At 63.7% G+C, this 25,522-nt stretch carries 21 protein-coding genes; 10 read left to right on the top strand and 11 right to left on the bottom strand.

What is annotated here, in order from left to right:
- Window positions 1–13 precede the first annotated feature (13 nt).
- The 5 genes from ACFB49_RS12015 to ACFB49_RS11995 all read right to left on the bottom strand — a co-directional run bounded on the left by ACFB49_RS12015 (window position 14) and on the right by ACFB49_RS11995 (window position 4,617).
- The gene (locus ACFB49_RS12015; RefSeq protein ID WP_010124924.1) at window positions 14–1,177 is read right to left on the bottom strand and encodes an acyl-CoA dehydrogenase family protein; all 1,164 of its coding nucleotides are present in this window, start codon (window positions 1,175–1,177) and stop codon (window positions 14–16) included.
- 77 nt (window positions 1,178–1,254) lie between these two features.
- Entirely contained in the window at window positions 1,255–2,031 is a 777-nt protein-coding gene (locus tag ACFB49_RS12010) for an SDR family oxidoreductase (protein ID WP_380879728.1), read from the bottom strand.
- Window positions 2,028–2,762, bottom strand: a complete 735-nt coding sequence (locus ACFB49_RS12005) for an alpha/beta fold hydrolase (RefSeq protein WP_380879726.1) — start codon at window positions 2,760–2,762, stop codon at window positions 2,028–2,030. Before ACFB49_RS12005 ends, ACFB49_RS12010 begins: the two co-directional genes overlap by 4 nt.
- On the bottom strand, window positions 2,759–3,715 hold the full coding sequence (locus ACFB49_RS12000) for a VOC family protein (protein ID WP_380879724.1): 957 nt from the start codon (window positions 3,713–3,715) through the stop codon (window positions 2,759–2,761). Before ACFB49_RS12000 ends, ACFB49_RS12005 begins: the two co-directional genes overlap by 4 nt.
- A gap of 50 nt (window positions 3,716–3,765) precedes the next feature.
- Window positions 3,766–4,617 (bottom strand): fumarylacetoacetate hydrolase family protein, encoded by an 852-nt coding sequence (locus tag ACFB49_RS11995; RefSeq protein ID WP_380879722.1) that lies wholly within the window; start codon window positions 4,615–4,617, stop codon window positions 3,766–3,768.
- On the opposite strand from ACFB49_RS11995, the gene ACFB49_RS11990 reads away from it, so the two are divergent.
- Window positions 4,604–5,476, top strand: coding sequence for a GntR family transcriptional regulator (locus tag ACFB49_RS11990; RefSeq protein WP_380879720.1), 873 nt, complete (start codon window positions 4,604–4,606; stop codon window positions 5,474–5,476). The genes ACFB49_RS11995 and ACFB49_RS11990 overlap by 14 nt on opposite strands.
- Before the next feature lie 5 nt (window positions 5,477–5,481).
- On the opposite strand, the gene ACFB49_RS11985 is transcribed toward ACFB49_RS11990, so the two are convergent.
- Complete coding sequence (locus ACFB49_RS11985; RefSeq protein WP_380879718.1) at window positions 5,482–6,264, bottom strand: SDR family NAD(P)-dependent oxidoreductase; 783 nt, start codon at window positions 6,262–6,264, stop codon at window positions 5,482–5,484.
- 22 nt (window positions 6,265–6,286) lie between these two features.
- Window positions 6,287–7,951 carry a class I adenylate-forming enzyme family protein gene (locus ACFB49_RS11980; protein WP_380879948.1) on the bottom strand — a complete coding sequence of 555 codons (1,665 nt, stop codon included), beginning with the start codon at window positions 7,949–7,951 and terminating at the stop codon, window positions 6,287–6,289.
- Window positions 7,952–8,105: 154 nt separating this feature from the next.
- On the opposite strand from ACFB49_RS11980, the gene ACFB49_RS11975 reads away from it, so the two are divergent.
- The 5 genes from ACFB49_RS11975 to ACFB49_RS11955 are packed head-to-tail and all read left to right on the top strand — an operon-like array spanning window position 8,106 to window position 14,308.
- Window positions 8,106–9,308: an acetyl-CoA C-acetyltransferase gene (locus ACFB49_RS11975; RefSeq protein ID WP_380879716.1), complete on the top strand. Its 1,203-nt coding sequence runs from the start codon at window positions 8,106–8,108 to the stop codon at window positions 9,306–9,308.
- A gap of 29 nt (window positions 9,309–9,337) precedes the next feature.
- Window positions 9,338–11,521, top strand: a complete 2,184-nt coding sequence (locus ACFB49_RS11970) for a 3-hydroxyacyl-CoA dehydrogenase NAD-binding domain-containing protein (protein ID WP_380879714.1) — start codon at window positions 9,338–9,340, stop codon at window positions 11,519–11,521.
- A complete protein-coding gene (locus tag ACFB49_RS11965; RefSeq protein ID WP_380879713.1) occupies window positions 11,509–12,666 on the top strand; it encodes an acyl-CoA dehydrogenase family protein in 1,158 nt (385 codons plus the stop codon). The genes ACFB49_RS11970 and ACFB49_RS11965 overlap by 13 nt, the downstream gene beginning before the upstream one ends.
- Window positions 12,666–13,532: a MaoC/PaaZ C-terminal domain-containing protein gene (locus tag ACFB49_RS11960; protein WP_380879711.1), complete on the top strand. Its 867-nt coding sequence runs from the start codon at window positions 12,666–12,668 to the stop codon at window positions 13,530–13,532. The genes ACFB49_RS11965 and ACFB49_RS11960 overlap by 1 nt, the downstream gene beginning before the upstream one ends.
- 38 nt (window positions 13,533–13,570) lie before the next feature.
- A complete protein-coding gene (locus ACFB49_RS11955; protein ID WP_380879709.1) occupies window positions 13,571–14,308 on the top strand; it encodes a hypothetical protein in 738 nt (245 codons plus the stop codon).
- On the opposite strand, the gene ACFB49_RS11950 is transcribed toward ACFB49_RS11955, so the two are convergent.
- The 4 genes from ACFB49_RS11950 to ACFB49_RS11935 are packed head-to-tail and all read right to left on the bottom strand — an operon-like array spanning window position 14,305 to window position 17,721.
- Window positions 14,305–15,441 carry an epoxide hydrolase family protein gene (locus tag ACFB49_RS11950; protein WP_380879707.1) on the bottom strand — a complete coding sequence of 379 codons (1,137 nt, stop codon included), beginning with the start codon at window positions 15,439–15,441 and terminating at the stop codon, window positions 14,305–14,307. The two genes, ACFB49_RS11955 and ACFB49_RS11950, sit on opposite strands and share 4 nt — an antisense overlap.
- Window positions 15,438–15,941 (bottom strand): nuclear transport factor 2 family protein, encoded by a 504-nt coding sequence (locus ACFB49_RS11945; RefSeq protein WP_380879705.1) that lies wholly within the window; start codon window positions 15,939–15,941, stop codon window positions 15,438–15,440. The genes ACFB49_RS11950 and ACFB49_RS11945 overlap by 4 nt, the downstream gene beginning before the upstream one ends.
- Complete coding sequence (locus ACFB49_RS11940) at window positions 15,932–16,708, bottom strand: SDR family oxidoreductase (protein ID WP_010124943.1); 777 nt, start codon at window positions 16,706–16,708, stop codon at window positions 15,932–15,934. The genes ACFB49_RS11945 and ACFB49_RS11940 overlap by 10 nt, the downstream gene beginning before the upstream one ends.
- The gene (locus ACFB49_RS11935; protein WP_380879703.1) at window positions 16,705–17,721 is read right to left on the bottom strand and encodes a zinc-binding dehydrogenase; all 1,017 of its coding nucleotides are present in this window, start codon (window positions 17,719–17,721) and stop codon (window positions 16,705–16,707) included. Before ACFB49_RS11935 ends, ACFB49_RS11940 begins: the two co-directional genes overlap by 4 nt.
- A 296-nt stretch (window positions 17,722–18,017) precedes the next feature.
- Between ACFB49_RS11935 and ACFB49_RS11930 the strand changes: the two genes are divergently transcribed.
- The 4 genes from ACFB49_RS11930 (at window position 18,018) to ACFB49_RS11915 (ending at window position 25,515) form a co-directional block, all read left to right on the top strand.
- Window positions 18,018–20,702: a LuxR C-terminal-related transcriptional regulator gene (locus tag ACFB49_RS11930; protein WP_380879701.1), complete on the top strand. Its 2,685-nt coding sequence runs from the start codon at window positions 18,018–18,020 to the stop codon at window positions 20,700–20,702.
- 125 nt (window positions 20,703–20,827) lie between these two features.
- Entirely contained in the window at window positions 20,828–21,757 is a 930-nt protein-coding gene (locus ACFB49_RS11925; protein WP_380879699.1) for a 3-keto-5-aminohexanoate cleavage protein, read from the top strand.
- Window positions 21,757–22,857, top strand: a complete 1,101-nt coding sequence (locus tag ACFB49_RS11920; RefSeq protein WP_380879697.1) for a CaiB/BaiF CoA transferase family protein — start codon at window positions 21,757–21,759, stop codon at window positions 22,855–22,857. Before ACFB49_RS11925 ends, ACFB49_RS11920 begins: the two co-directional genes overlap by 1 nt.
- 261 nt (window positions 22,858–23,118) lie before the next feature.
- A complete protein-coding gene (locus ACFB49_RS11915) occupies window positions 23,119–25,515 on the top strand; it encodes a TonB-dependent receptor (RefSeq protein WP_380879695.1) in 2,397 nt (798 codons plus the stop codon).
- Window positions 25,516–25,522: the final 7 nt, after the last annotated feature.

The raw sequence follows: 25,522 nt of genomic DNA, 5'->3' as shown, positions 1-25,522 counted from the left end.
GGACAAGACCAGTTCAATAGGATCGCGGCAAGCCGAGGCTCTCGGCGATGCTGTTGCGGACCATTTCGTTCGTGATCGGGGTCATCCGGAGAATGCGGTGATCGCGCCAGTAGCGCTGCATGTCGGTCTCGGCTGAATAGCCCATTCCGCCCATGATCTGGATGCCAAGGTCGGCGGCCTTCACCGCATTTTCGGTGGCGACCATCTTGAGCATGTTCGCCTCGACGCCGCAATTCATTCCCTGCGCCTGCATCCAGGCGACATTGTAGAGGAGAAGCTCGGTCGTCTTCTGCCAGGTGGCGATGTCGGCGACATAATGCTGGAGAACCTGGAAGCGACCGATGATCCCACCGAAGGCCTTGCGCTGAAGCATATATTCGACGGCGTCCTCGAGAACGCCATCAATCGCGCCGAGGCACTGGGCACCGACCATGATCCGCTCATTGTTGAGCGTCGGGAGCATCATGTACCAGGCCTTGCCGGGCTCGCCGAGGACGTCCTCGTCGGGAACGAACACATCCTCGTAGAGGACTTCGCAGGATCCCATCGCGCGCATGCCGAGCTTGGGAAGGAGCGAGGCCTTCACGCCCGGCGACTTGCCGTCGACGAAGAAGAGCGTGAGCCCCTGATGCCGCTTCTCGACATCCTTGTCGGTCCGCGCGAGCACCAGCAACCGGTCTGCGACCTTGGCGGCGGTGGTCCACATCTTGGCGCCATTGAGCTTCCAGCCGCCATCGACCTTCACGGCATGAGTCTTCATCGCGCCGAGCACGTCGGTCCCGCCATCGGGTTCGGTCATGCTGATAGAGACCCGCAGCTTGCCTTCGGCCATCGGGCGCAGCCAGCGCTCTTTCTGCTCGGGAGTTCCATAGAGGCCGATCGACTTGGCACCGGCAAAGGATGTCAGGCCCCAGACCCAGAGGAGTCCGCCCGCGGTCCGGGCGAGCTCGCGCGCGAAGATCATCTGCATGACAATATCGCCGCCGAGGCCGCCATCCTCCTCGTCGATTCCGATGCCGAAAAAGCCCTGTTCGGCGAGCTTGTTCCAGAGCTCGATCGGGTAGTTTTCCTCATCAGCCTCGAGCTGGCGCATCCAGTCCTTCGGACATTCGGCATCGACCCAGCGGCGCACCGTGTCGCGAAAGGCCAGCTGTTCTTCGGTCAGCGAGAAATCCATGATGGTCCTGCGTTCTGCTATTGTGACCAGAGCCTCTCAGACTTCGCCTTCCTCGCAACCTATCGAACTATAGGCTGCTAGATGGCGAGGCCGCCCTCGACCGGCAGAACCGAGCCGGTGACATAGGCGCCGGCCGGCGATGCGAGGTAGATTGCCGCAGCGGCCACATCTTCGGGCGCACCCACGCGGCGGCGCGGCACCATCGACACGACCATCTGCCGCATTTCCTCGGAATGGATCACCGTCATCTCCGACTCGAAGAAGCCCGGCGCAATGGCATTGACCGTGATGTTATCGGGTCCGAGTTTCTTGGCCAGCGACTTCACCATCCAGTGGATCGCGCCCTTGGACGCCTGATAGGCATAGACTTCGCGGGGACCGATCTTGAGCGCACCGACCGAGCCGATGTTGATGACGCTGGCGGGACGCTCGGGCGTGGCACCGGCGCGCAGCAGCGGCAGGAACTTCTGCATCGCGAAGAAGGGCGTCTTGAGGTTGAGATCGATGACCTGATCCCAACCTTCTTCGGGATAGTCGTCGAGAGGTGCGTCGACCAGCGTGCCGGCATTGTTGACGAGGATGTGGAGCGCGCGTTCGCGCGAGGTGATTTCGGCAGCGATCGCCTTGATGCCATCCATGGTGGACAGGTCGGCAACGAGACCGACCACGGTCCCGCCCGTTTCGGCAGCAATTTCCTCGGCCGCCTTCAGCAATTTGGATTCGGTGCGCGCACAGATATAGACCTTGGCGCCAGCCGCAGCGAGGCCGGTGGCAATGTGGCGGCCGATGCCACTCGTCGCACCCGTGACCAAGGCGACGCGGTCGCGGACGGAAAAGAGCTCGGCGACATTCATTGCCTGGAATCCGTGATCTGGAGGATGAGTTCGACCGTACCCTCTGGGTCGCCGACCAGGAGTGCATGGTCGCCCGGATGATTGTGGACCGTCCAGCCGAGCGCGCGGGCGCGGTCATGCATGGCGGTCATCACCGTATGTTCGGCCGCGATATAGTCGACGGGCCGCTTGATCGTCTCGGCGCCGACCGGAATGGCGCAGGCGGTAACACGCATCGGCTGGTCGGAGAGATTGTCGAGCAACCATTTTTCCCGGGCCGGTTCCATCATGTGGGGATGATCCTTGGCCGCGGCCCGTTGCATGGCATCGACACCGGATCCGATCGGGCCTTCGCCCCGGTCAAGCATGGCGTCGAGAGCGACGACCTGATCCTCGGGCATATAGCCCATGAGCGACGCGATGCGCTCGCCTGAATGCGGCACGATCGCGTCGAGATAGACGATGCTGGCGATCCGGTCGCCGGCCTGGTCCAGAATGCCGGGCACAACCGTCCCGGCATAGCTGTGCGCGACAAGAACGGCGTCCTTGATGTCCTCATATTGAAGGACGTTGACGATATCGGTGACATTCGTCGCATTACCGACGCCCCGGCCGATCAGATGGGCGCGCTCGCCAAAGCCGGTGAAGGTGGGCGTCACGACGCGATGTCCCTTCGCTTCCAGGAGCTCGCGGACGTATTTCCAGGTCCAGCCGCCCATGCCGCCGCCGTGCAGAAGTACGAAGGTCGTCACGAGGCGCTCTCCTTGGGTTCCCAATTCTCGATGAATTCCGGTGCCGGGTCAGGACCCCACAGGAACATGCTGTCCTCAGGGGGGTGGTCGCTGGCCGTCCAATCGCAATCGGCAGGAATATAGTCGATGTCTGCCGAATATTCGCAGTAGCTGCCCCAGGGGTCGCGAACATAATAGAAATAGTTGGCACCAAGCACGTGCTGGCCGAGGCCCCAGCCGCGCGCATAGCCCGCACGCGCCATCGTTGCGCCGCCCAGTCCGACTTCGGTGACCGAGCCGACATCCCAGCTGGCATGATGCATCCCGCGACGGTCGGACAACACGAGTGCCAGCAGGTGATGATCGCTGCCATGGACGCCGTGCAGGAAGGCGACCGCGGGCCCGCCACGGTCAGACAGCCGAAGTCCGAGCGTCCGCTCATAATATTCGATCGCGGCGCCCACATCCGTGGTGAAGATGGCGAAGTGGGACAGGCGGCGAGGGTAAACCCGGGGTGCCTTCGAATTGGGGATCGCGCCCGACTGGCCAGGAGGCGAGCTCACAAATCCGAAGCGGCTCTTTTCGTCGGGCGAGACCTTGTCGGCGACGCGAACATTGATCGGCAGACCGTCAAAACCCTCGAACCACAGGCCATCGGCATCGGTGTCGCCGGGCGGATCGATGAAGCGGACGCCCTGGGTCTCGAGGTGTGAACGAAAGGCGTCAGCCTCATCGGCGAAGATTCCGAAGCTGAGATATTCGAGGCGCTTGGGGCCGGGTGCCTGGCTGATCACGGCCCAGCGATGCGTCCCGTCCTTTGCGAACAGCTCGATGTTCTGCCCGCGATCCCGGACGTCTAGCCCGAACAACGAGTAGAATTTCCGCGCTTCCTCGATATCGGGGACATGGATCGCGAAATGGTCGATCGAATGGACACCGAGGATGTTGGGCCTGCGCCCGCACGTGCCGGTCATCTTCACCTCCTCCAAGTCAGATGCGGCCCGCCGTTCCGGGCCGCCTCCGTTCAGGCCGCCTTGATCGGATTGCGCAGCAGCCCCACGCGCTCGATCTCGACCTCGCAGACATCGCCGTCCTTCATGAACAGCTGCGGCTTGCGCGCGACGCCAACGCCCGACGGCGTGCCCATGACGAGCACGTCGCCAGGTTCGAGCGTCAGGAAGGTCGAAAGGAGGGCGATCGTCGTCGCCACGTCAAACACCATGTCGGTCGTCGTGGCGCTCTGGACAGTCTGGCCGTTCAGCCTGGTCTCGATCTTGAGGCCAGCGGCGCCCGCCGGAAGCTCGTCGGCCGTCACAATCCACGGGCCGAAGGCGCCCGTGTCGTCGAAATTCTTGCCGGCCGTCCACTGCGGCGTCTTGAGCTGATAGTCGCGGATCGAGCCATCATTGAACACCGAATAGGCGACTACATGGCTAAGCGCCTCGTCCTTGGCGATGTCCTTGCCGCCGGAGCCGAGGATTGCGACCAGTTCGCCCTCATAATCGAGCTGGTCTGACACGGGCGGCTTGATGATCGGGGCGCCATGGCCGATCAGGCTGGAATTGAACCGGCCAAAAAGCGTCGGGAACTCCGGCACGGCCAGGCCGCTCTCGGCCGCATGGTCGTTATAGTTGAGACCAAGGCAGATCACCTTGGGCGCGCGAACCAGCGGCGGAAGGAAGGTCAGCCCGGCTTCGTTCACGACCTCGCCCCGGGCGAGGACGGCCTGTCCGGCCTCCGCCAGTGCGGAGGCGCCGCGCGCGACGATCGCGTCGAGATCGCTGAGTGCCGGTTCGCCGAAGACGACCTTGATCTCATCGCCGCTCTGCACGGCCAGGCCGACGGTGCCATCCCGAGAAACTTTGCCCAAGCGCATTTCAATGTCTCCTGTTTGTCGCCTCGACCTGCGCAAGCACGCGCCTGCGGTCAAGCGAAATATATTTCGATATGCAGAATCGATTATAAGGGTCGTTGCAGGTTTTAGACGATTGGGTAGAATTTCGACGATGAATCGAAAAATCAGCCTCACCGAGCGCGCCTATCAGCGTCTGCGCGACGATCTCCTCACCTGCCGCCTGGCGCCAGGTGATCGTATCAACATCAAGGAAGTGGCCGATGATCTTGGCTTCAGCCTCGGTGCCGTTCGGGAGGCCCTGGCTCGACTCACTTCGGAAGGTTTCGTCTCGACCGATGACAGTCGCGGCTTCCGTGCCACGCCGATCTCGATCGCAGACATGATCGACCTCATCGGCGTGCGCAGCCAGATCGAGGGGCAATGCCTGCGGCGGGCGATCGAGAAAGGCGGCCTCGACTGGGAGTCGGCAATCGTCAGTGCCGCTCATCGTCTGGCCCGTACCCCCGTTTATGCGGAAGTCGACGCAAAGCGATTGAACGATGATTATGCCGTCGCCCATTCGGCCTTCCACCAAGCGCTCGTCGCGGCGTGCGACAGCATCTGGCTGCGGCGCATGCGTGACTGGCTTTATGCCCAGTCCGAGCGCTACCGCTACCTGACGGTGCCGCTCGCGCGGGTCCAGCGTGACGTGACGCGGGAACATGACGAACTCGTGAAGGCCGTTCTCGCGCGCGATGCGGACCGAGCGGTGGCGCTGCTCGAGGAGCATCTCATGGCGACCGCCCGGATCCTGATCGACCGGGAAGGTGGGAGCAGTGACGCGGTGCCGGCACCGCAACAGGCCGGCCTGCGCGCGCTTGGGGCGGGCGGGCTGGACTGAACCATTCATCGGCTGGCCTGTTGCCCGGTGCCGCCACCGCTTGCCGGCATCAACATGTTGCTCATCCCGCCATCGACGAGAACGTCGATGCCGCTGACATGGCTCGCCGCGGGAGAGATAAGGAACAGGATGGCGTTGGCGACGTCCTCGGCCATGCCGAGCTTCCTAAGCGGAATGCTCGCCTCGCGCTGGTCGCGCCGCGCCGGGTCCGCATAGCCGGCAGCGGTCATCGGCGTGTAGGTCGGGCCGGGTGACACCGTGTTGCAGCGAATCCCGTCCGGCCCCCATTCGATGCACATCTGTCGGACCATCATCAGGAGCGCGGCCTTGCTCGCCGAATAGAATCCGAGCGCCGGCGTCGGCTGGGTCGCCGACATCGACGCGGTAGCGACATAGGTGCCCCTGCTGGCTTTCAGATGGGGATAAGCGGCCTTGGCAAGGAGCCAGCTCGCGCGCGTGTTGATGGCGAAAATCCGGTCGAAATCCGCAAGCTCGAGTTCGGCCAGCGCGCCGCCCATGATGATTCCGGCATTGCTGATCACCGCGTCGATCCCGCCCATATGGCCAATGGCTGCATCGATGATGCGCTCTCCGCAATCGGGCTCGGCAAGGTCGGCAACCATGGCTGCCGCCCTGGGGCCTATCTGGCGCGCGACCACGTCCAGATTGGCGGCGTCGCGGTCGGCAAGGAGCAGTTGATGGTCGCCCGGCAAGGCCGCTCCTGCGGCCAGAAGCTCGGCGCAGGCACGTCCAATGCCGCTCGCAGCCCCGGTAATCACGACACGCATTGCCTTCTCCATATGTTCCGGCTCAGTCCGACAGGCCGAGCTCGTTCATGAGCTGCGTGCGCAGCTTGAACTTCTGTATCTTGGACGCCGACATTGGCCACTCGTCGATGAAGCGGATATGGCGCGGCACCTTGAACGAGGCGAGCCTTGCCTTCGTATAGGCGATCAGCTCTTCGGGATCGGCCTCGGCCTCGCCGCTTGGCTCGATGAAGGCCGCCGGGATCTCGGCGAGCCGCTCGTCGGGCAGGCCGATGACCTGGGCGAGCCGGACGGCGGGATGGGTGGCGAGCACCGCCTCGACCTCGGCGGCCGCGACATTCTCGCCGCCGACCTTGAGCATGTCCTTGAAGCGGCCATGGAACATGAGGTGGCCGGCCTCGTCGAGCGAGCCGATGTCACCACTATGATACCAACCCTCCGGATCGAGTGCCTCGGCGGTCTTGACCGGGTCCTTGTAGTAGCCGTCGAAGAGATTGTAGCCGCGGATCAGCACTTCGCCACGCTCGCCGAGCGGAAGGTCGATACCTGTCTCGAGGTCGACGACACGCACCTCGATGCCGGCAAGCGGAAAGCCGAGCCGGGTGAAGCCCATTTCAGGGTCCATAGTATAGCCACCGGTCGTGACGATGCCGCTCGCCTCGGTCATGCCGAAGGTGCCAACCTGAAGCATCCCCGGCGCCTTGTCGCGATAGGCCTGGCCGACTCGGTCCGGCATGAACGCAAAACAGCTGTTCTGGAGGCGCACCGAACTCATGTCGGTCCGCGCCCAGTCGGGATGGGCGATCATCGCCTGGTGGAAGGTAACGAAGGGCAGGAACATCATCGTCACGCGCTCGTCGGCGATCTGGCGCAGGCTCTCGCCGGCGTCGAAGTGCGGCTGGCCGATGAAGGTCCCGCCGACATCGACCGCGCCCAGCATCGCCAGCATCGCTGCGACATGGAACAGGGGCAGTGGAGACCAGGCGCGTTCGTCCTCGGTGAAGGCCCAGCGATTGCGGGCGAGATTTCCGGCTTCGCGGACAAAGGCTTCATGGCTGAGCAGGCAGCCCTTGGGGTGGGCGGAAGTGCCCGACGTGTAGAGGATCATCGCGGTATCGCGGACACGGACACCGAGCCGGATACGATGGATTTGGTCTTCGGATATTGTCGCCGCCGCTGCGTCGAAAGTGCGCTGGTCGACGAAGCCCGGGACCTTGCTGCCCCCGAACTGGATGATGCGCCTGAGCTCGGGTGCGTTGGCGAGGGCGAGGGCCTGCGGATCGGAGGATCCCGCAAGGTCAGGAAACGCCTCGTAGAGCCGGCTGGCAAAATCGACATGCTCCGAGACGAGGTCGTTGGTCACGATGGCGACGAGGTCGGCATTTTCCGCGACATAGGCCATTTCCGGCGCCTTGAAGCGCGCATTCATCAGCACCGAGACCGCGCCACAGATGGCCGAGGCGAACAGGGTCTCGACGAATTCGATGCTGGAGGGAAGCAGGATCCCGATATGGTCTCCGGGCTTCACGCCCAGCGCATGAAGACCCCGTGCGCGGTGCAGCACGCTATTCACGACCTCGTCATAGGTCTTGCGCTCACCCGGGAAGACCAGTGCTTCCTTGCGAGGAAATCGGTCCCAGGCCTTTAGCAAAAGATCGCCGAGCGTCGTGGCGTCGATCCGAATGCCGGCGTAATTCTCGCCCCTCATGCCCACCGTAGGTCCGCTCCATACAACAGTTCGTTGAATCGGGGATCGCAGCGACACCGTCTGCGTGCGCCTTTCGTTGGATAGGTGCGAAGAGCGGCGGCGAATTTGATGGGAGTATCGAGAGCCCATCCGATCAAAGCGCAGGACCGCCCGCATGGAAGCCTATATCTACGATCATGTTCGCACGCCGCGTGGCAAAGGCCGGCCCGATGGCGCGCTTCACGAAGTCACGTCGGTCGAAATGGCAACCCAGTTGCTGACGGCCGTCAGGGACCGCAACGCGCTCGATACAGCGCTGCTTGACGACGTCATTATTGGCATGGCGCAACCGGTTGGCGAGCAGGGAGGCGTGCTCGCGCGTGCCGCCGTGCTGCAGGCTGGCTATGCCGAGACAGTCGGCGGCCAACAGATCCACCGCTTCTGCGCAACCGGTCTTGATGCCGTGAACCTGATCGCCGCCCAGGTCCATGCCGGGATGATCCAGGCGGGTCTTGGCGGCGGCGTCGAATCGATGAGCCGCACCGTCATGGGTTATGACAGCGGCGCCTGGACGTCCGATCCCCAGATTGCCTTCACCAACCATTATGCGCCGCAGGGGATTGGTGCAGACATGATCGCGACGCTCGATGGCTATAGTCGCGAGGATGTCGATGCCTATGCGCTCGAGAGTCAGCGCCGCGCCGCCGAGAGCTGGCAGGAGGGGCGCTTCAAGGGCGCGATCGTGCCTGTGAAGGACCGTATCGGCGAAGTGCTGCTCGACCATGACGAGCATATGCGGCCCGGCACGACGATGGAGAGCCTAGCGTCCCTGAAAGCGGCGTTCGAGGGCTTCGGCAAGGCCGGATTCGAAGCCGTGGCAAAGGCGCGCTACCCCGAGATCGAGGAGCTCCGCTACGTGCACCATGGCGGCAACAGTTCTGGAATCGTCGATGGTGCAGGACTGGTCCTGGTCGGCTCGAAGGCGTTCGGCGAAAAGGCCGGTCTCAAGCCGCGCGCCCGTATTCGCGCTTATGCAAATATCGGGTCGGAGCCGACCATCATGCTGACCGCGCCGGCTGCCGTTTCGGAAAAGGCATTGCGGACGGCCGGCATGGGCAAGGATGATATCGATCTCTACGAGCTCAACGAAGCCTTCGCGAGCGTGGTCCTCAGATACATGCGGGCGATGGATATCCCGCACGACAAGATCAACGTGAATGGGGGTGCCATCGCGATGGGGCATCCGCTGGGCGCGACTGGTGCCATGATCATGGGAACTGTCCTCGACGAACTCGAGCGGCGCGATCTCAACACCGGCCTCATCACCCTGTGCGCGGCCAACGGCCTCGGCACCGCTGCCATCATCGAGCGCGTCTGAGCGCCTCCTTTCGCAAGAGCGGGAACATCATGCGACATCTGAAAATCGAAAAGGCCACCGACGGCTACGCCACGCTGACCCTCGACAATGCCGACGAGTCGATGAACGTCGTCTCCGACGCCTTTATCGCCGACATGGAAGAGGCAACGAAGCTTCTCCGCGAGGACGCGAGCGTCAAGGGCGTCATCCTGACGTCGGCCAAGAAGGCATTCATGGCCGGCGCCGACCTCAAGCAGCTCGTCCGGGGCTACGGCCGGCTGTCGGTGAAGGAGGCTTTCGCCTTCTCGCAGCGTGCGACCGCCATGCACCGGGCGATGGAGCAGTCGGGCAAGCCCTGGGTGGCGGTGATCAACGGCCTGGCGCTCGGCGGCGGGTTCGAGCTCGCCTTGGCCTGCCACCACCGCATTCTCGTCGATGACGCCAAGGCGGTCGTCGGGCTTCCCGAAGTGACCGTCGGATTATTGCCCGGTTCGGGCGGTACCCAGCGTCTATTGCGCATCGCGGGCGTGAAGGTGGCCTCGGATCTTCTGCTGTCGGGTCGATCGGTGGCGCCGGCCGAGGCGCTGAAACTCGGCATCGTCGACGAAGTGGTGCCCGCCGCCGACGCGATCGACCGTGCCCGTGCCTGGCTCGGTACGGCACCGGATCCGGTCAAGCCTTGGGACGTGAAAGGCGCCGTGCCACCGCAGAAGCGCGGCATGACTGTTCCCGAGGACAGCATGGCCTATATGATGGGCGCTGGCGCGATCGCCGGCAAATCGGGCTATAATTTGCCGGCCCCGCTCGCCATCCTGTCGACGATCTTCGAAGGTTCGCAGCTGCCGTTCGACAAGGCCCTGTCGATCGAAAGCAAATATTTTGCAAAGCTGCTGACCGATCCGGTCGCGCGTAACATCATCCGCACGACGTTCATCAGCAAGCAAGCGGCCGAGAAAGGCGCGCGCCGTCCCGCGGGTGTGCCGAAGTCGGAGGTGAAGAAAGTCGGCGTGCTTGGCGCCGGCATGATGGGAGCCGGCATCGCCTACGTCTCGGCCAATGCCGGGATCGAAGTGATCCTGCTGGACCGGGACGTGCAGACGGCCGAGCATGGCAAGGCCTATTCGCAAAAGGTCCAGGCCAAGCTCATCGAAAAGGGCAAGCTCGATCAGGAAAAGGCGGACGCGCTGCTCGCGCGGATCACGCCCACTGATGACTTTGCGCTCCTCGAGGGGTGTGACCTCATTGTCGAGGCCGTGTTCGAGGACACCGCGATAAAGGCGGAAACAACGGCGAGGGCCGAGGCTGTGATCCCGTCGAGCGCGGTCTTTGCATCGAACACGTCGACCTTGCCGATCTCGCAGCTGGCGCAGGCCTCCGGACGGCCGGACCAGTTCATCGGCATCCATTTCTTCTCGCCAGTGGACCGCATGGGTCTCGTCGAGGTGATCATGGGCAAGCAGACCAGCCAGGAAACGCTCGCTAGGGCACTCGATTATATCGCCCAGCTGCGCAAGACGCCGATCGTCGTCAACGACAGCCGCGGCTTCTATACCAGCCGCGTATTCCAGACGCTCATCCACGAAGGCGGGGCCATGCTCGAGGAGGGCGTGCCGCCGGCCGTCATCGAGAATGCGGCCAAGGCGATCGGAATGCCGGTGGGTCCGCTTGCATTGCTCGATGAACTAACATTCGACCTTCCGCTCAAGATCGTCGACCAGGCGATCGCCGAAGAAGGCGACAGATATCTGCCGCCCGCTGGGGTGCCGACACTGCGCAAGATGCGCGACCAGCTCGGCCGCAGTGGCCGCAAGTCCGGTGGCGGCTTCTACGACTATCCCGAGGGTGGCAAGAAGCATCTCTGGAAGGGGCTCGCTGAGCATTTTCCCGTCCGGTCCGACTATGACGTCGAGGAACTGAAGACGCGCTTCCTCTATGCGCAGGCGATGGAAACCGCCCGCTGTCTCGAGGAGGGCGTTCTGGAGACCCCCGAAGACGCGGACCTTGGTGCGCTTTATGGTTGGGGCTTCCCTGCCTGGACGGGCGGGACGATCAGCTACATCGACACAGTCGGGCTCGAACGTTTCGTGCGCGAGGCCGATCGACTTGCCCAGGCTTATGGTCCTCGCTTTGCGCCATCGGCGTGGCTTCGCGACAAGGCAGCAAGCGGCGTCCCCTTCTACGCAGACGCGTCCGAGCCTGTACCTGCAGCACCGGAGCCCGCATGCGCCGCCTGATCTTCGAGCCCGAGCACGAGCAGTTCCGGGATTCGGTCCGCCGTTTCATGCAGGCCGAAGTCGCGCCGCATGTCGACCGATGGCGCCACGAAGGCGTGGTCGACCGCGAAATTTATCTCAAAGCCGGGGAACAGGGCCTGCTCTGCACCTGGGCCGACGAGAAATATGGCGGCGCCGGGATTGAAGATTTCCGCTTCGAGCAGATCATCATCGAAGAGAATATGCGCCATGGCGACATCGGCTTCTACATCAACCTGCACAATGATCTCGTCGCTCCATACATCGCGAAACTCGGCAATGAGGAGCAGAAGGACCGGCTGATGCCGGGGATCGTCAGCGGCGCGACGATCCTCGCGGTGGCGATGACCGAACCGTCAACCGGGAGCGACCTCGCGGGGATGAAGACGCGCGCCGAGGACAAGGGCGATCACTGGCTGCTGAATGGAGCAAAGACCTACATCTCCAATGGTATCCTAGGCGACGTGATCGTCGTGGCCGCGCGGACGGATCCCAATTCCCGTCATGGTCTCGGACTGTTTCTCGTCGAGCGCGGAATGGAGGGCTTCGAGCGCGGTCGGAAACTCGACAAGATGGGCCTGAAATCCCAGGACACGGCGGAACTCTTCTTCAATGACGTGAAGGTCCCCAAGGCCAATGTCCTGGGTGATCCGGCGCAAGGTTTCAAATATCTCGCCCGCTTCCTCGCCCAGGAGCGCCTCGTCGCGGCGATCGGCTTCATGGCGACTGCGCAGACAGCGTTCGATCTTACACTCGATTATGTGAAGGAGCGCAGGGCGTTCGGAAAGCCGATCGGGGCGTTCCAGAACAACCGCTTCAAGATGGCCTCGATGCGCGCCGAACTCGATGCCATCCAGACCTATGTCGACCAGTCGGTCCTCCTCCTCAACGCCGGAGAGCTGACCGCGGAGGACGCATCGTCGGCCAAGTTGCTGGCGAGCGAACTCGAGGGGCGGGTGATGGACGAGTGCGTGCAGCTGCACGGCGGGGCCGGCTATATGGACGAGTATCGCATCAGCCGGATGTACACCGATGCCCGGATCAGCCGCATCTTCGCCGGCACGAGCGAGATCATGCGCGAGATCATCGGCCGTGGCCTGGGTCTCGACGAGCGCAAGTTCAACTGATGTCCATTCTCGATGTCGAACGCCTGCGCGGTTACCGCGTGCCAGAGTGCCGCGAAACCTATGATGCCCGCGATACGATCCTCTACGCTCTTGGTGTTGGGGCAGGCCTCTCGGACACGGTCGACGAGCTCAACCTGGTCTTCGAGCGGGACCTGGTCGCATTGCCGACCATGGCGCTCGTGCTGGGGACGCCGGGTTTCTGGGCGATGGACCCCAAGGCTGGGCTCGACTGGGTGCAGATCCTTCACGGCGAGCAATCGCTCCGGCTCCATCGTCCGCTTGCGTCTCAGGATACCTTGATCGGCCGCACCGAAATCGGACCAATGGCCGACAAGGGGCCTGGCAAGCCGGTCATGCTGCGATCAAGCCGTACATTGGCGACGACCAGCGGGGCGTTGGTGGCCGAGATGACGGAGACCTGGGTCCTGCGCGGCGCGGGTGGCTTCGGAGGTCCGCGCGAGCTCGAACAGGAGCCGCGGGTCAGTATGCCCGACCGGGCGCCTGATGCCGCGCTCGATCTTCCGACCAGTCGCCAGCAGGCCTTAATTTACCGGCTGTCCGGCGACCGCAATCCGCTGCACGTCGATCCTGGCACGGCCCGCAAGGGAGGGTTCGACGGACCCATTTTGCATGGCCTCGGAACGCTGGGCGTAGTCGCCCGCGCGATCATCCATCTTTGCGCGCAAGGCGATCCCCGGCGCCTGTCGGCGATCAATGTGCGGTTCACCGCTCCGGTCGTCCCCGGAGACATGATCCGCACCGAGCTGTGGTTGGAAGCCGACGGGGCGATCCGCTTCAGGGCCACGGTTCCGGCGCGCGAGGTGACAGTCGTGGATGGGGGGACAGCGGAGCTATGGCAGACCTGACAGACCGGGGAGGGGCAATCGCTTCCCACATTCCGGCAATGCCCATTCATGTAGCGGCACAGCCAGCCGGCTGGATATTCCTGATCGGCACGCTTCTGATCCTGTCCTCGATCCTCGCCTGGTGGGCGATTGGTGGAGAGCGAAGGGAAAGGGGCTGGGCGCTCCCGTTCGTATTTGTCGGGACCGCGTTGTCGGCGGTGGTGATCGAACCGATTTTCGACAACACCTTGCTCTACTGGTACCCGCCGGTGAACGAGCTTGCCTTCTTCCGCGGGTTCGAACGCACCATTCCCTGGTACGTACCGCTCGGCTACGCCTGGTTCTTCGGTGGTACGGCCTATCTTCTCGCCCGCCGCTTCGAGCGCGGGATCACGTCGACCACTTTATGGACTCTGTTCGCAGGCGTCGTCGTCATTGACTGGCTGGCCGTCTCGATCTGCGAGTGGCTGAACCTCAGTGCCTTTTACGGTTCCCAGCCCTTTCACCTGTTCGGCTCGCCGCTGTGGTTTTCCTTCTGCGATGCGACCGGGGCCTTCGTCCTGGCCGGCGCCCTCCACATGCTCCTGCCCCATCTTGCCGGAACGCGACGTCTCTGGCTGCTAATCGTGCCCTTGTTCACCTATGGTGCGACGCTTGGTTCAACCACGGCTCCCGTCACGATCGCGCTCAATTCCGGCTGGCCGATGGTCGCGACATGGATGGCCGGCGCCGCGACAATGGTGCTGTGCATGATAGCGGTACACACCGTCGGCCTGATCGCGGCGAGGCCGCGCTAGACCATCCTGGTAAAGCAGGTGCGCATCTCTTCGACAAACAGCGCCGGCTGCTCGAACGCAGCGAAGTGGCCGCCCTTGTCGAGCTCGTTCCAGTGGACGAGCTCTGGATAGCTCCGTTCGGCCCACCGACGCGAAGGGCGAAAGATTTCCTTTGGGAATATGCTGACGCCGACGGGAATCTCGAGGCGCTGGCCACGAAATGCGGTAGCACTCTCCCAATAGAGCCGACCGGACGAGGCGGCGCTGTTGGTGAACCAGTAGAGCGAGATCAGATCGAGGATGGCATCGCGCGGAACAGCACTTTCGGGGCTGCCGTCATTGTCAGTCCATGCGTGGAGCTTCTCGTAGATCCAGGCAGCCTGTCCGACGGGCGAATCAGCCAACGCATAGCCTACCGACTGAGGGCGCGTGCCCTGAAGCTTCGCATATCCCGAATCCTGGTCCTGATAGAATTGCATGCTCGCGACGGTCGCCTGCTCGGCCGGCGTCAGGGCCGCGAAGTCGCTCTCCTCCGGAAAGACCAGCGGCATGTTGAGATGGACGCCGAGGCATTCAGCTGGCCTAGCCATTGCAATCGCGGTGGTGACCGCGGCGCCCCAATCTCCACCCTGCGCGACGAACCGCCCATAGCCCAGTCGCCGCATCAGCGTGATCCAGGCATCGGCTATCCTCTCGACGCCCCAACCGGTCGCGTCAGGCTGATCAGAAAATCCATAGCCCGGGAGCGACGGGACGACGAGATGAAAGGCCTGCGCGCCAGGCGCGCCGTGCGCGGCCGGATCCGACAGCGGCCCAAGCACCTCAAGAAATTCCAGAACGGATCCTGGCCAACCATGGGTGAGAAGGAGCGGCAGCGCATTTTGGTCGGGACTGCGAACATGCAGGAAGTGAATGCCGAGCCCGTCGATATCGGTGCGGAACTGGGGCCATGCGTTCAGCGCGGTCTCGCAATGGCGCCAGTCATGCCGGGTCCGCCACTCTTCGCAAAGATTGCGCAGGATCGCGAGCGGCACACCCTGGCTCCAGTCGGTCACCGTCTCCCGGCCGGGCCAGCGGGTGCGGCCAAGCCGCGCCCGCAGATCGTCGATGGCTTCGTCTGGCACGCAAACGCTGAAAGGCGCGATGGATGTCATGGCCACTCCGGAAGTCGGCCGAGTGCGCCCTCGAAGACGGGGCGCAGGGCCGGGGGGATTTCACCGACGCCGAGGCCGGTGCCAAACTGTACGATATGGCGGCGCTCGATCCGCCACCCATCGGGCTCGCGGCGAAGCTCATCCTGATAACCGCCTACGGCCAGCGTGTCGGCGGGGTGAAGCGAGGGCTTGCCATTGGCATCGGCGGGCCGCTCGAGCCAGTGCCACGCGAGGCAATGGCTCTGGCAGCGGGCGCGGTCGCCTTCACCCTCCACGATGAGATTGGAGATATTGTGCGACGTCCCGAGGATGCCCTGAAAACTGCCGAAGAAGGCCCGGATAGCCTCGCGACCGCTGACGAGGCCCGTACCGAAATCGATCATCGCATCGGCACAGAATATCTCGTCGGCGATGCGGTGCGACTGGCGGCTGTCATGGAGGTGCCCATAGAGGATCACCACGTCCTGGACGGCCAGCCGGTCCTCGACGCTTAGCCGCATCCGACGATGCCGCCGTCCACTGGTATCTCGGCCCCGGTGACATAGGCGCCCGCGCGCGAACATAGGAAGACGATGATCCCGGCGATGTCATCTGGCCGGCCAAGCCGCTTCAGCGGAATGTGCGAAAGGAGCGCGGGGTCGACCTTGTCCTCGTCGCGCAAATGGGCGGTCATCTTGGTCGGGAAGAAGCCCGGGATGACTGCATTCACCGTGATGTTGCGATCGGCGAGGTCACCGGCAAGATCGCGGCTGACCATGTGGATCGCCGCCTTGCTGGCGGCATAGCTGTAGGCATGCAGGCGCTCGGTCTTCACGCCCGCGACCGAGCCGATATTGATGACGCGCGAGGGATCGTCGAGCGTTGCGCTGGCGCCAAGTTCAGGCAGCAGTTCGCGGACCATCGTGAAGGGCGTCTGCACGTTGACCGCCATGACGTCGGGCCAGGCTTTGTCCGGAAAGCTGTCGATTGCGCCGCCCCAGGTCTTGCCGGCATTGTTGACCAGAATGTCGATCCCGTCGCGAGCCTCGCGATAGCGCGCGACGAGCTCGACCGCCGCCTCGGGCGTCGACAGGTCAGCGGGCAGCGCGATGCAATCGCCCAGTACCGACAGATCGGCGGCAGCAGCGGCACAGATGTCTGCCTTGCGCGAGGTGATGGCGACCCGTGCGCCAGCGCGCAGCAGACCTTCTGCAATCATGCGGCCAAGACCCTGCGCGCCGCCGGTGACGAGCGCCCGCTTGCCATCGAGGCGGAAGAGTTCGCTCATTGGCCGTTCGCTCCGATGTCGATCACGACTTTGCCGAACCCGTGACTGCTCTCGAGATAGGCAAGGGCGTCCTTCGCCTCGGAAAGAGCGAAGCTGCAGTCAATGACAGGCTCGATCGCCTTGTCCTCGACGAACGCCATCATGGCCTCGAACTCGGCGAGGTTGCCGACATTGGTACCGATCAGCTGGATATTCTTGAGGAACAGTTCGGGGGCGTTGACCTCGAAGCTGTGGCCGCCTGTGGAGCCATAGACGACGACGCGGGCGCCCATGTTGAGGGCGCGGCCGTAGTTCCTGTAGCCGCCGGCTGGAGCGCCATCGAACACGACGTCGATGCCTCCGCTCGCCTGCGCCAGTGGCTTGGCCCATTTCTCCTCGCGATAGTTGATGGTGCCTGCGGCGCCGAGTTCGCGGGCCTTGGCCAGCGTTTCATCCGAGCCGCTCGTGACGAAGACCTGCGCACCCATTGCGACGCCGAACTTCAACGCAAAGGTGGCGACACCGCCACCGATGCCGGTGACCAGCAGCTTCTCGCCAGCCTTGAGACCGGCCTTTGTCACAAGTCCGCGCCAAGCTGTGAGGGCGGCCAGTGGAACGGCAGCGGCGCTTGCGAAGTCCAGATGCTTCGGCTTTGCGATCGCGCTCGCTGCCGGCACGCAGATGGCGTCAGCAATGGTGCCCGGACCCGGCATGCCGAGAAGGCCGAAAGCAGCCGCCGGAAAGCGCTCGTCATCGCCCCAGTCGAGACCTGGATAGAGCACGACTTCCTGGCCGACACGCGCCGGATCGACGCCGTCACCCGCGGCATCGATCACACCGGCGCCGTCGCACCCGAGCGTCGCTGGCAATTGCATGCCCGGATACTGGCCGCGCGTGATCCAAAGTTCGCGGTGATTGAGCGACGCGGCCTTCAGCGCCACCCGCACCTCGCCCGGGCCCGGCATGGGCATGGCGACGGTATCGAGCGTGACGGCATCGAGGCCGTCTGCGGATTTCAGGCTGAGAACACGCATCGTGACAAAGGCTCCTGAAGAATGTGCGGGGATTGGAATGCTAGGGACTGCGATCGCAACCGGCGCGCGGGCGGTTGCTGTGCTTTCCGTCCATCAACCATCCCGCTTCCCGGTCCATCTGCGCGCCTGTTGGCGGACGCGCCTCGAAGCACATGTCGTGCGCCATCCGATTTCGAGAACCTACCGAGGGATAGGGAAAGCGCATTGCCAAAGCGATCTCGGCATGTGAAATATATTTCACAACTCAAAGCGAATCGCGCGGAAGAGACGCGAACGCAAGGCAGAGGAAATCCGGAATGGGCATTGCTCAAACGACCATCTTGCCGCCGCGTGCAGCGCGCCCGATCATCGTCAGGGAAAGTCTCGCTCGCCTGACCGAGGCGGTCGGCAATGCGCGTGTCACGACAGTGTGCGCGCCTGCCGGCAGCGGCAAGACGACCGCGATGCTCTATTGGGCGGATGAGTTTCGAAAGGCCGGACGGCCGGTTCTTTGGCTGGCCGCCCGAGCCGGTATCTCCGACATGCGGTCCTTTCTTCTCGCACTCGAAGCCGCGGGCGTGGCCGCAGGGCTCGGGTGGAAGGGGGCGGGAGCAGGCGTGCGGCAGGACGACTGGCTGGCTGCCTTCGCCGGAAGCGGTGACGCCCGTCCGGTGCTCGTCATTGACGACGCCCAGACCCTTTCCCAGGACATTCTGGATTTCCTGACGCAGCTGATCGCAAGCGCGCGGGACTCCTTGACCACCATCATAGCCTCTCGCGGCACGTCGCAGATCCCAATTGCGCGCATGCGGGCGCTGGGGTTCCTCGTCGAGGTCGGCTATGCCGACTTGTGCTGGTCGGCCAAGGAGGCGACCGAGCTGGTCCATCGGACTGTGGGACATCCGCTTGATGCCGGCGATCTCCAGCACATCCTCGTCGACACCGAAGGATGGGTGGCGGGCATCGTGCTCGCCAGCGACCTTTACAAGCGCGAGAAGGAAAAGGACGCGCGGGCCGTCGTTCGACCCACCGGCTTGCGGCATGAATTTGCGGAATTCTTCCACGAGGAAATCTTCAACCATCAGGTAACCGACGTCCGCAACTTCCTGGTCGACACCTCGATCCTGGAAGAGCTGACGCCCTCGGCCTGCGCCGCGGTGACGGGCAGCGACGAAGCGCGCGCCATGCTGGACCGGGTCTTTGCTGCGGGTCTGTTCCTCAATGCGACTGATCGCGAGCGTAGCCGCTATTCCTATTACAAGATGTTCCGCGACATGGTTCTGGGGCGACTGATGGACCGCGCGCCGGCCCGTGCGGCGGAACTGCATCGGCGGGCGAGCCGGCATTTCGCCGATACCGACCAGCCGCTCGACGCCCTCGAACATGCGAAGCTCAGCCGCGACCAGGCCTTTCTGGCCGAACAGCTCGACCGGCTGGCGGTAGGGCTTACCTATAGCGGCTACCTCTATCGGGTCGATGAACTGGGTTCCGAGCTTCCCTGGAAGCTCATCTCGAACCGCCCGATGCTGCTCCTCGCTCTCGCCTGGCGGCGCGTCCGCACCCTTGCATTCAGCTCGGCCGAAAAGCTGATCGAGGCGGCACGGCTCTGCGTGGAGGCCGGTGTCGAGGACGGTAGCTATGACAGTCATGATGCCGACCGGCTGGGCAACATGATCCGTCATCGGCGGATCATGCTGGAAGCCGGACGCGACAACATGGCCGCGGTCGAGCAGGCTGCCGAGGCACTGCTAGCGGACCTTGGCGACGACGACGCCTATCTCAGCTGTACGTTGCTCGCGCAGCTGATGGCGGCGCGCCGCGAACTCTATCACTTCCATGACATGCTCAAGCTCGAGGCCGAAACGCGCAAAGCCCTCGGACGGCCAGGCTCGCAATTCGCATCGATCGCGCTCAAGGCTTCGGTCGCGCCAACGCTCATGGCGCAGGGCAAGACCGAGTTTGCGCGGCAGTTTCTCGATGAATCGCTGGAGCTCGCCCAGTCGATCCAGGGCGAAGGCTCGGGTCTTGCCGCGCTTCCCGCACTCCCGCTTGCCGAGTTGCTTTACGAATGCGGTGACCTGGAAAAGGCGGGCATGCTCGTCGAACGCTATCTGCCGGCTGTACGGCAATGGGGTTTCGTTGATCAGCTGGCGTCGGGCTATCTGGTGCGGGCGCGCCTTGCGGCGGCGCGCGGCGAGATCCAGTCGGCGCTGTCCGGGCTTCAAGAAGCGCATCTCGTCGCAATCGAATGCGGGCTGGATCGGCTACGAGCCTTCGTGGTCGCCGAGCAGGTCCGGATCCTCGTCAAGAATGGACAGTTGGAAGAGGCCGAAGCGGCATTCGCCGCGGGCGATCCGCGCATCGACGGCGAGCCCGTACCGAATTTCAACCCGACGCGCCGCAACGAAAGCATCGCGGTCGCCTGGCTCCGCCTCGAGATGCAGCGCCATCGCCTGTCTCGGGCGCGCAAGGTCGCCATGCGTTGGCTTGAATTCGTCAAGCATAGCGGCGCCACTCGCTCGGCCGTCACATTCGAACTGCTGCTGGCCGAGATCGCGGTTCTGAAGGGCAACCGGTCCGAGGCCCGCCGGGCGGTCCGCACGGCGGTCGAAATGGCCGAGCCGGCAGGCTGGACTCGCGTCTTCATCGATGAAGGCGAAGTGATCGCCTCGCTGATGACCGAGGCCTATGCCAATGGGCCGACGCTGGAAACGCCGGCGGACCGGTTCGCCGCCACTCTCGTTGCCGCAATGCGCGGCGGACCGGCGATCGAAACGGAAGAAGACGGCGAAGACTATGGTCTGAGCAGCCGCCTCGCCGCCCGCGAGATCGACATCCTCGTCATGGTGAGCGGGGGCTTGCGCAATCGTGAGATTGGCGATCGCCTGGGTCTGACCGAAGGCACGGTCAAATGGTACATGCAGCAGATCTACGACAAGCTCGGCGTTCGTCGCCGACCCCAGGCCGTGATCCGCGCGCGTCAGCTGGGTCTCCTGCCCTGAGCCGCTAGGCATTGCGCAGTCCGGCCGGCAGGCCGGACGATGGGTGGGGTCCTATCGAAAGAAAGATTGCGAGCGGCATGCGACGCTGCATGCCGCAAGCATCGACGCGCAAAGGAACCGCAAGCATGGCCAAGGGCAAAGTCATCATCAGCTGCGCCATCACGGGGGCCATCCATACCCCCTCGATGTCGCCTCACCTGCCGGTGACGGCAGACGAAATCGCCGAATCCGCGATCGGCGCGGCAGAGGCCGGCGCCGCGATCATCCATCTCCATGCGCGCAATCCGGTCGACGGCCGCCCCGACCAGAATCCCGACCTCTTCGAGCCGTTCCTGAAAGTGATCAGGCAGCGCAGCGACGCGGTGCTGAACCTCACCACGGGCGGCCATCCATCGATGACGGTGGACGAGCGGATCCGGCCGGCCGAGCGGTTTGCGCCGGAAGTAGCATCGCTCAACATGGGAACAATGGGGTTCGGACTGTTCCCGATGCTCGATCGCTACACGACCTGGAAGCACGATTGGGAACCCGCAGCGCTCGAGGCGTCGCGCGATCTGGTCTTCAAGAATACCTATGCCGACATCGAGCGGCTGCTTTCCATCCTGTCGCCCCTCGGCACCCGCTTCGAGTTCGAGTGCTACGACACGAGCCACCTCTACAATCTCAGATATTTTCTCGATCGCGGCCTGGTGAAAGCTCCTCTGTTCATCCAGACCTGCTTCGGCATTCTCGGCGGCATCGGCAGTCATCCCGACGACGTCATGCACATGAAGCGCACCGCCGACCGGCTGTTCGGCGATCAGTATGAATGGTCGGTGCTGGGCGCGGGCGCGCGCCAACTGGGTATCGTCGCAATGGCCGCATCCATGGGCGGCAATATCCGGGTAGGGCTTGAGGATTCGCTGTGGGCGGGCCGCGGCCGGCTGGCCGAGACGAATGCGGAGCAAGTGCGGCTGGCTCGCCAGATCATCGAGGGCATGGGCCTGGAGGTGGCTACGCCCGATGAGGCGCGTGCCATCCTCGATCTCAAGGGCGCGGACAGGACGAACATCTGATGGTTGCGAACCGAGGACCGCTTGCCGGTGTCCGAATTGTCGAGATCGACGCGATCGGCCCTGTTCCGCTCGCCGCGACCTTGCTCGCAGACATGGGAGCGGACATCGTCCGCGTGGCGCGACCGCCCAGCGCAGGACCGGCGGCATGGGACGATGTTGGCGGTGCCATTCTCCATCGCGGTCGCACCGTCACCTTCCTCAATCTCAAGGATCCCGATGATCGCGATGCGCTCCTGGCACTGATCGACGAGGCTGACGGGCTGATCGAAGGTTTCCGTCCCGGTGTTATGGAACGGCTCGGTCTCGGTCCCGATGTCTGCCTGGCGCGCAATCCCCGCCTGGTTTACGGCCGGATGACAGGATGGGGCCAGTCCGGGCCGCTTGCCATGCGGGCCGGCCATGACATCAATTATATTTCGCTCACAGGCGTCCTGCATGCGATCGGCGACGGCGCGTCGCCGCCGCCGGTTCCGCTCAACATGGTCGGCGATTATGGGGGCGGCGCGATGTTCCTCATCGCCGGGATGCTCGCGGGTATCCTGTCCGCGAAGCGTACCGGCGAGGGCCAGGTGGTCGACGCCTGCATCACCGATGGCGTCGCCGCGTTGATGGGCCTCTTCTACGCCTGGCAGCCATCCGGCCTCTGGACCGACGCGCCCGCCAGCAACCTGCTCGATGGCGCAGCACCTTTCTATCGCTGTTATGCGTGCGCCGATGGAGGGCATGTGGCGGTCGGAAGCCTCGAGCCGCAATTCTTCGCGCAGCTGGTGTCGGGACTGGGTCTGGCGGATCGCGGCTATGACCAGAATGACCGTACGGGATGGCCCGCGATGCAGGCCGATTTCGAGGCAGTGTTCCGGACGCGGACCCGCGACGAATGGGCCGCCCGGTTTTTCGATACCGACGCCTGCGTTACCCCGGTCCTGTCGATGGCGGAGGCGCCCGGGCATCCGCATAACGCCTCGCGAAAGAGCTTTGTCGAACAGGACGGGATCGTGCAGCCGGCGCCTGCGCCGCGCTTTGGTGGAGACCAGGGGGCAATCGGTGCACCGGTTCCGGTCGCCGTCGCCCATGCCATCGAGCGCTGGCGCGCCCGATGATCAGCAATGTTTCGGCGGCGGTATGGGCATCGCCCGCAAAACGGTGATCCGAATGGCACACCGATTTCCAAAATTCTCGCAACCCTATCCGGCGATGGGTTGAGAGACACGTTTCTTGTCGCCTTGTCCCCTCGGGCTTCGATCCATGGAATTCGGTGACGCAACCGGTTCGATGCCGAGAAACCCGGCTTGGGGGAAATCGCCAGGTCCAGTCGACGAACAAGCACCCAGGCAACGGCCTGTCATCTAGGGAGGGTGACCATGAACCTCATTTCCAGCAGAGCCATTCTGCTAGCCACTGCGATGTCCACTTCGGTACCGGCCCTCGCCCAGGAGACCAGCGCAGCCCAGCCGGCTGCAACCGAAGCCGCGGCTCCGGCGGGAGAGCTCGACGAACTGGTCGTGACGGCGCGGCGGCGCGAGGAGCGCCTGCAGGACGTGCCGGTCTCGGTAACCGCCTTTTCCAGCGAGGGGCTGGAGCGGGCAAATGTCCAGACCGCGACCGATCTCAGGACGATCACGCCGGGTTTCACCTTCGCCTCCGAAGGCGGCAAGGACACGATGGCCCTGACGTTGCGCGGTATCGGCAATCTTCCGCTCGGCGAGGGGACGCCGGGCGTTGTCATGTACACCAACGATGTGGCGATGCCGTCGGTCGGATCCAACGTGCCGACCTATGACATCGCCAATGTGCAGGTTCTCAAGGGGCCGCAAGGCACGCTGTTCGGCAAGAACACGCTGGGCGGCGCCGTCCTGATCAACACACAGGCGCCGACCTACGATTTCACCGGCTACGCCCAGGGTATTTATGGTCGTTACGATCATTGGGAGCTCGAGGGCGCGGTCAACATCCCGATCGTCGACAACAAAGTCGCCTTGCGGGTCGCCGGGCAGGTTCGCCGGCAGGATCCGCGCGTGCGCGCGCTCGACAGCGGTCCAGGCTTTGACGACATCCATCAGGACAGCTTCCGCGCGTCGCTGCTCCTCGAGCCCACCGAGAACATTCGCAGTCTGACGATCGCCGAATATTCCAAGGCCAACGAGCTTGCCGGTGGTCTCTATCTGCTGCGCCAGAACTTTCCCTTCGCCGCCTTCTTCGGACCCGGCCTCGGTGGCGCCCTCGACAGTCAGGTGCAGGGCTATCTTGCGACTCAACGCGCCAATCTGCGCGGTGCGTTCGACGATGGCATCAATGGCGGTTTCGCGGATCGCAAGCAGCGCTCGATCATCAACAACACGTCTTTTGCGATTGGCGATATCACTCTTCGCAACATCATCGGCTATCGCAAGAATTTCAGCAACCAGCTGATCAATACCGGCGCGGTCGGCCCGCTCGCACTGCCCGTGGCGCCCGGCGTCAATGTTCCGTTCACGCTGTTTCACGCCTCGGCACTTACGCGCCGCGAATATCTGACCGACGAATTCCAGGTCTTTGGCGATTTTGGTGCGTTCAATTTCATAGTCGGCGCCTATTACAACAAGGACCAGTCGTACGGCGCCGCCGGCTCGCAGTTCACGGCGTTTTCGGTCGGAGGCGTTCCCGCCGCGCCCGTGACTTCGCACGTGACCAACGAGAATTACGCCCTGTTCGGCCAGATCGGCTACGACATCACCGACAGCCTGACGCTGAACGCGGGACTTCGCTACAGCTGGGACAAGGTCGATTCCTGCGGTGGTGCATCGGGCGCGGACTATCTGACCAACGGCGAGTGCCGCGAAATTGCGGCAACGGGCGCCATCGACGGTGTCGGCACGGTCAAGAACAAGGGTGATGCCCCCAGCTGGACGATCGGCCTCGACTACAAGATCAACCCGGACTGGATGCTCTACGTGTCATCGCGTCGCGGTTATCGCGGGGCGAATGTCAATACGCCCAAGTTCGAATCCGTGTTCACGACCGGCGGATCGGATCCCGCCTGCGTGTTCGGCGGTGGCGTTTGCCCCGACCTCCGGCCGTTCCAGACCACGGACAAGGAAACCGTCACCGATATCGAGATCGGCTCCAAGCTGAGCTTCCGGGAAGGTGGGGCCGTTGGCCGCTTCAACATCTCGGCCTTCTATTCGAAGTATAAGAACGCGCTGCAGTTCCTCAACGTCACCGGAGTCGTGCCGCAGCAGGCACCCGATACTCCGAGCAACACCGCCTTTGGCGCCAACATCTCGGATCAGAGCATCTACGGCGTGGAGTTCGAGGCGAGTGTAAGCCCTGTTCCGAGCTTCACGGCTTCGTTCAATGGCGCGATCACCAAGGTGACGATCGACAAGGTCACGTTGCCGGACAATCTGCCGACGGGGGTCGTCTTCTCCGAGGAGAATATCAACAAGTTTTCCCCGACTTTCTCGGGCACGTTCGCGATTAGCTGGACATTGCCGGTGCGACCACTCGACAGCGACCTCGAGTTCAATGCCGACGTGTTCACGACCGCTGATTTCGGCGGCCAGAATGGCGAGAAATTGCCGGGCTATAACCTCGTCAACGCGAACCTGTCCTGGAAGCAGGTCGGCGGCACCGGCCTCGATCTCGGCGTCTTCGTCAAGAATGTGTTCAACGAGGTCTATTATTCGGCGCCAAGCGTGCTGCTGCTCACCTTCCCGATCAGCTCGGTCTATGTCGGCGAACCCCGGACCTGGGGAGTGAAGGCGCGTTACGCCTTCTGATCCTGTC

Source organism: Sphingomonas sp. DBB INV C78 (assembly GCF_042693015.1).
GTDB lineage: Bacteria > Pseudomonadota > Alphaproteobacteria > Sphingomonadales > Sphingomonadaceae > Sphingomonas_E.
The sequence above is the reverse complement of the archived record's forward strand: the minus strand, read 5'-3'. Positions and strand labels throughout refer to the sequence as shown.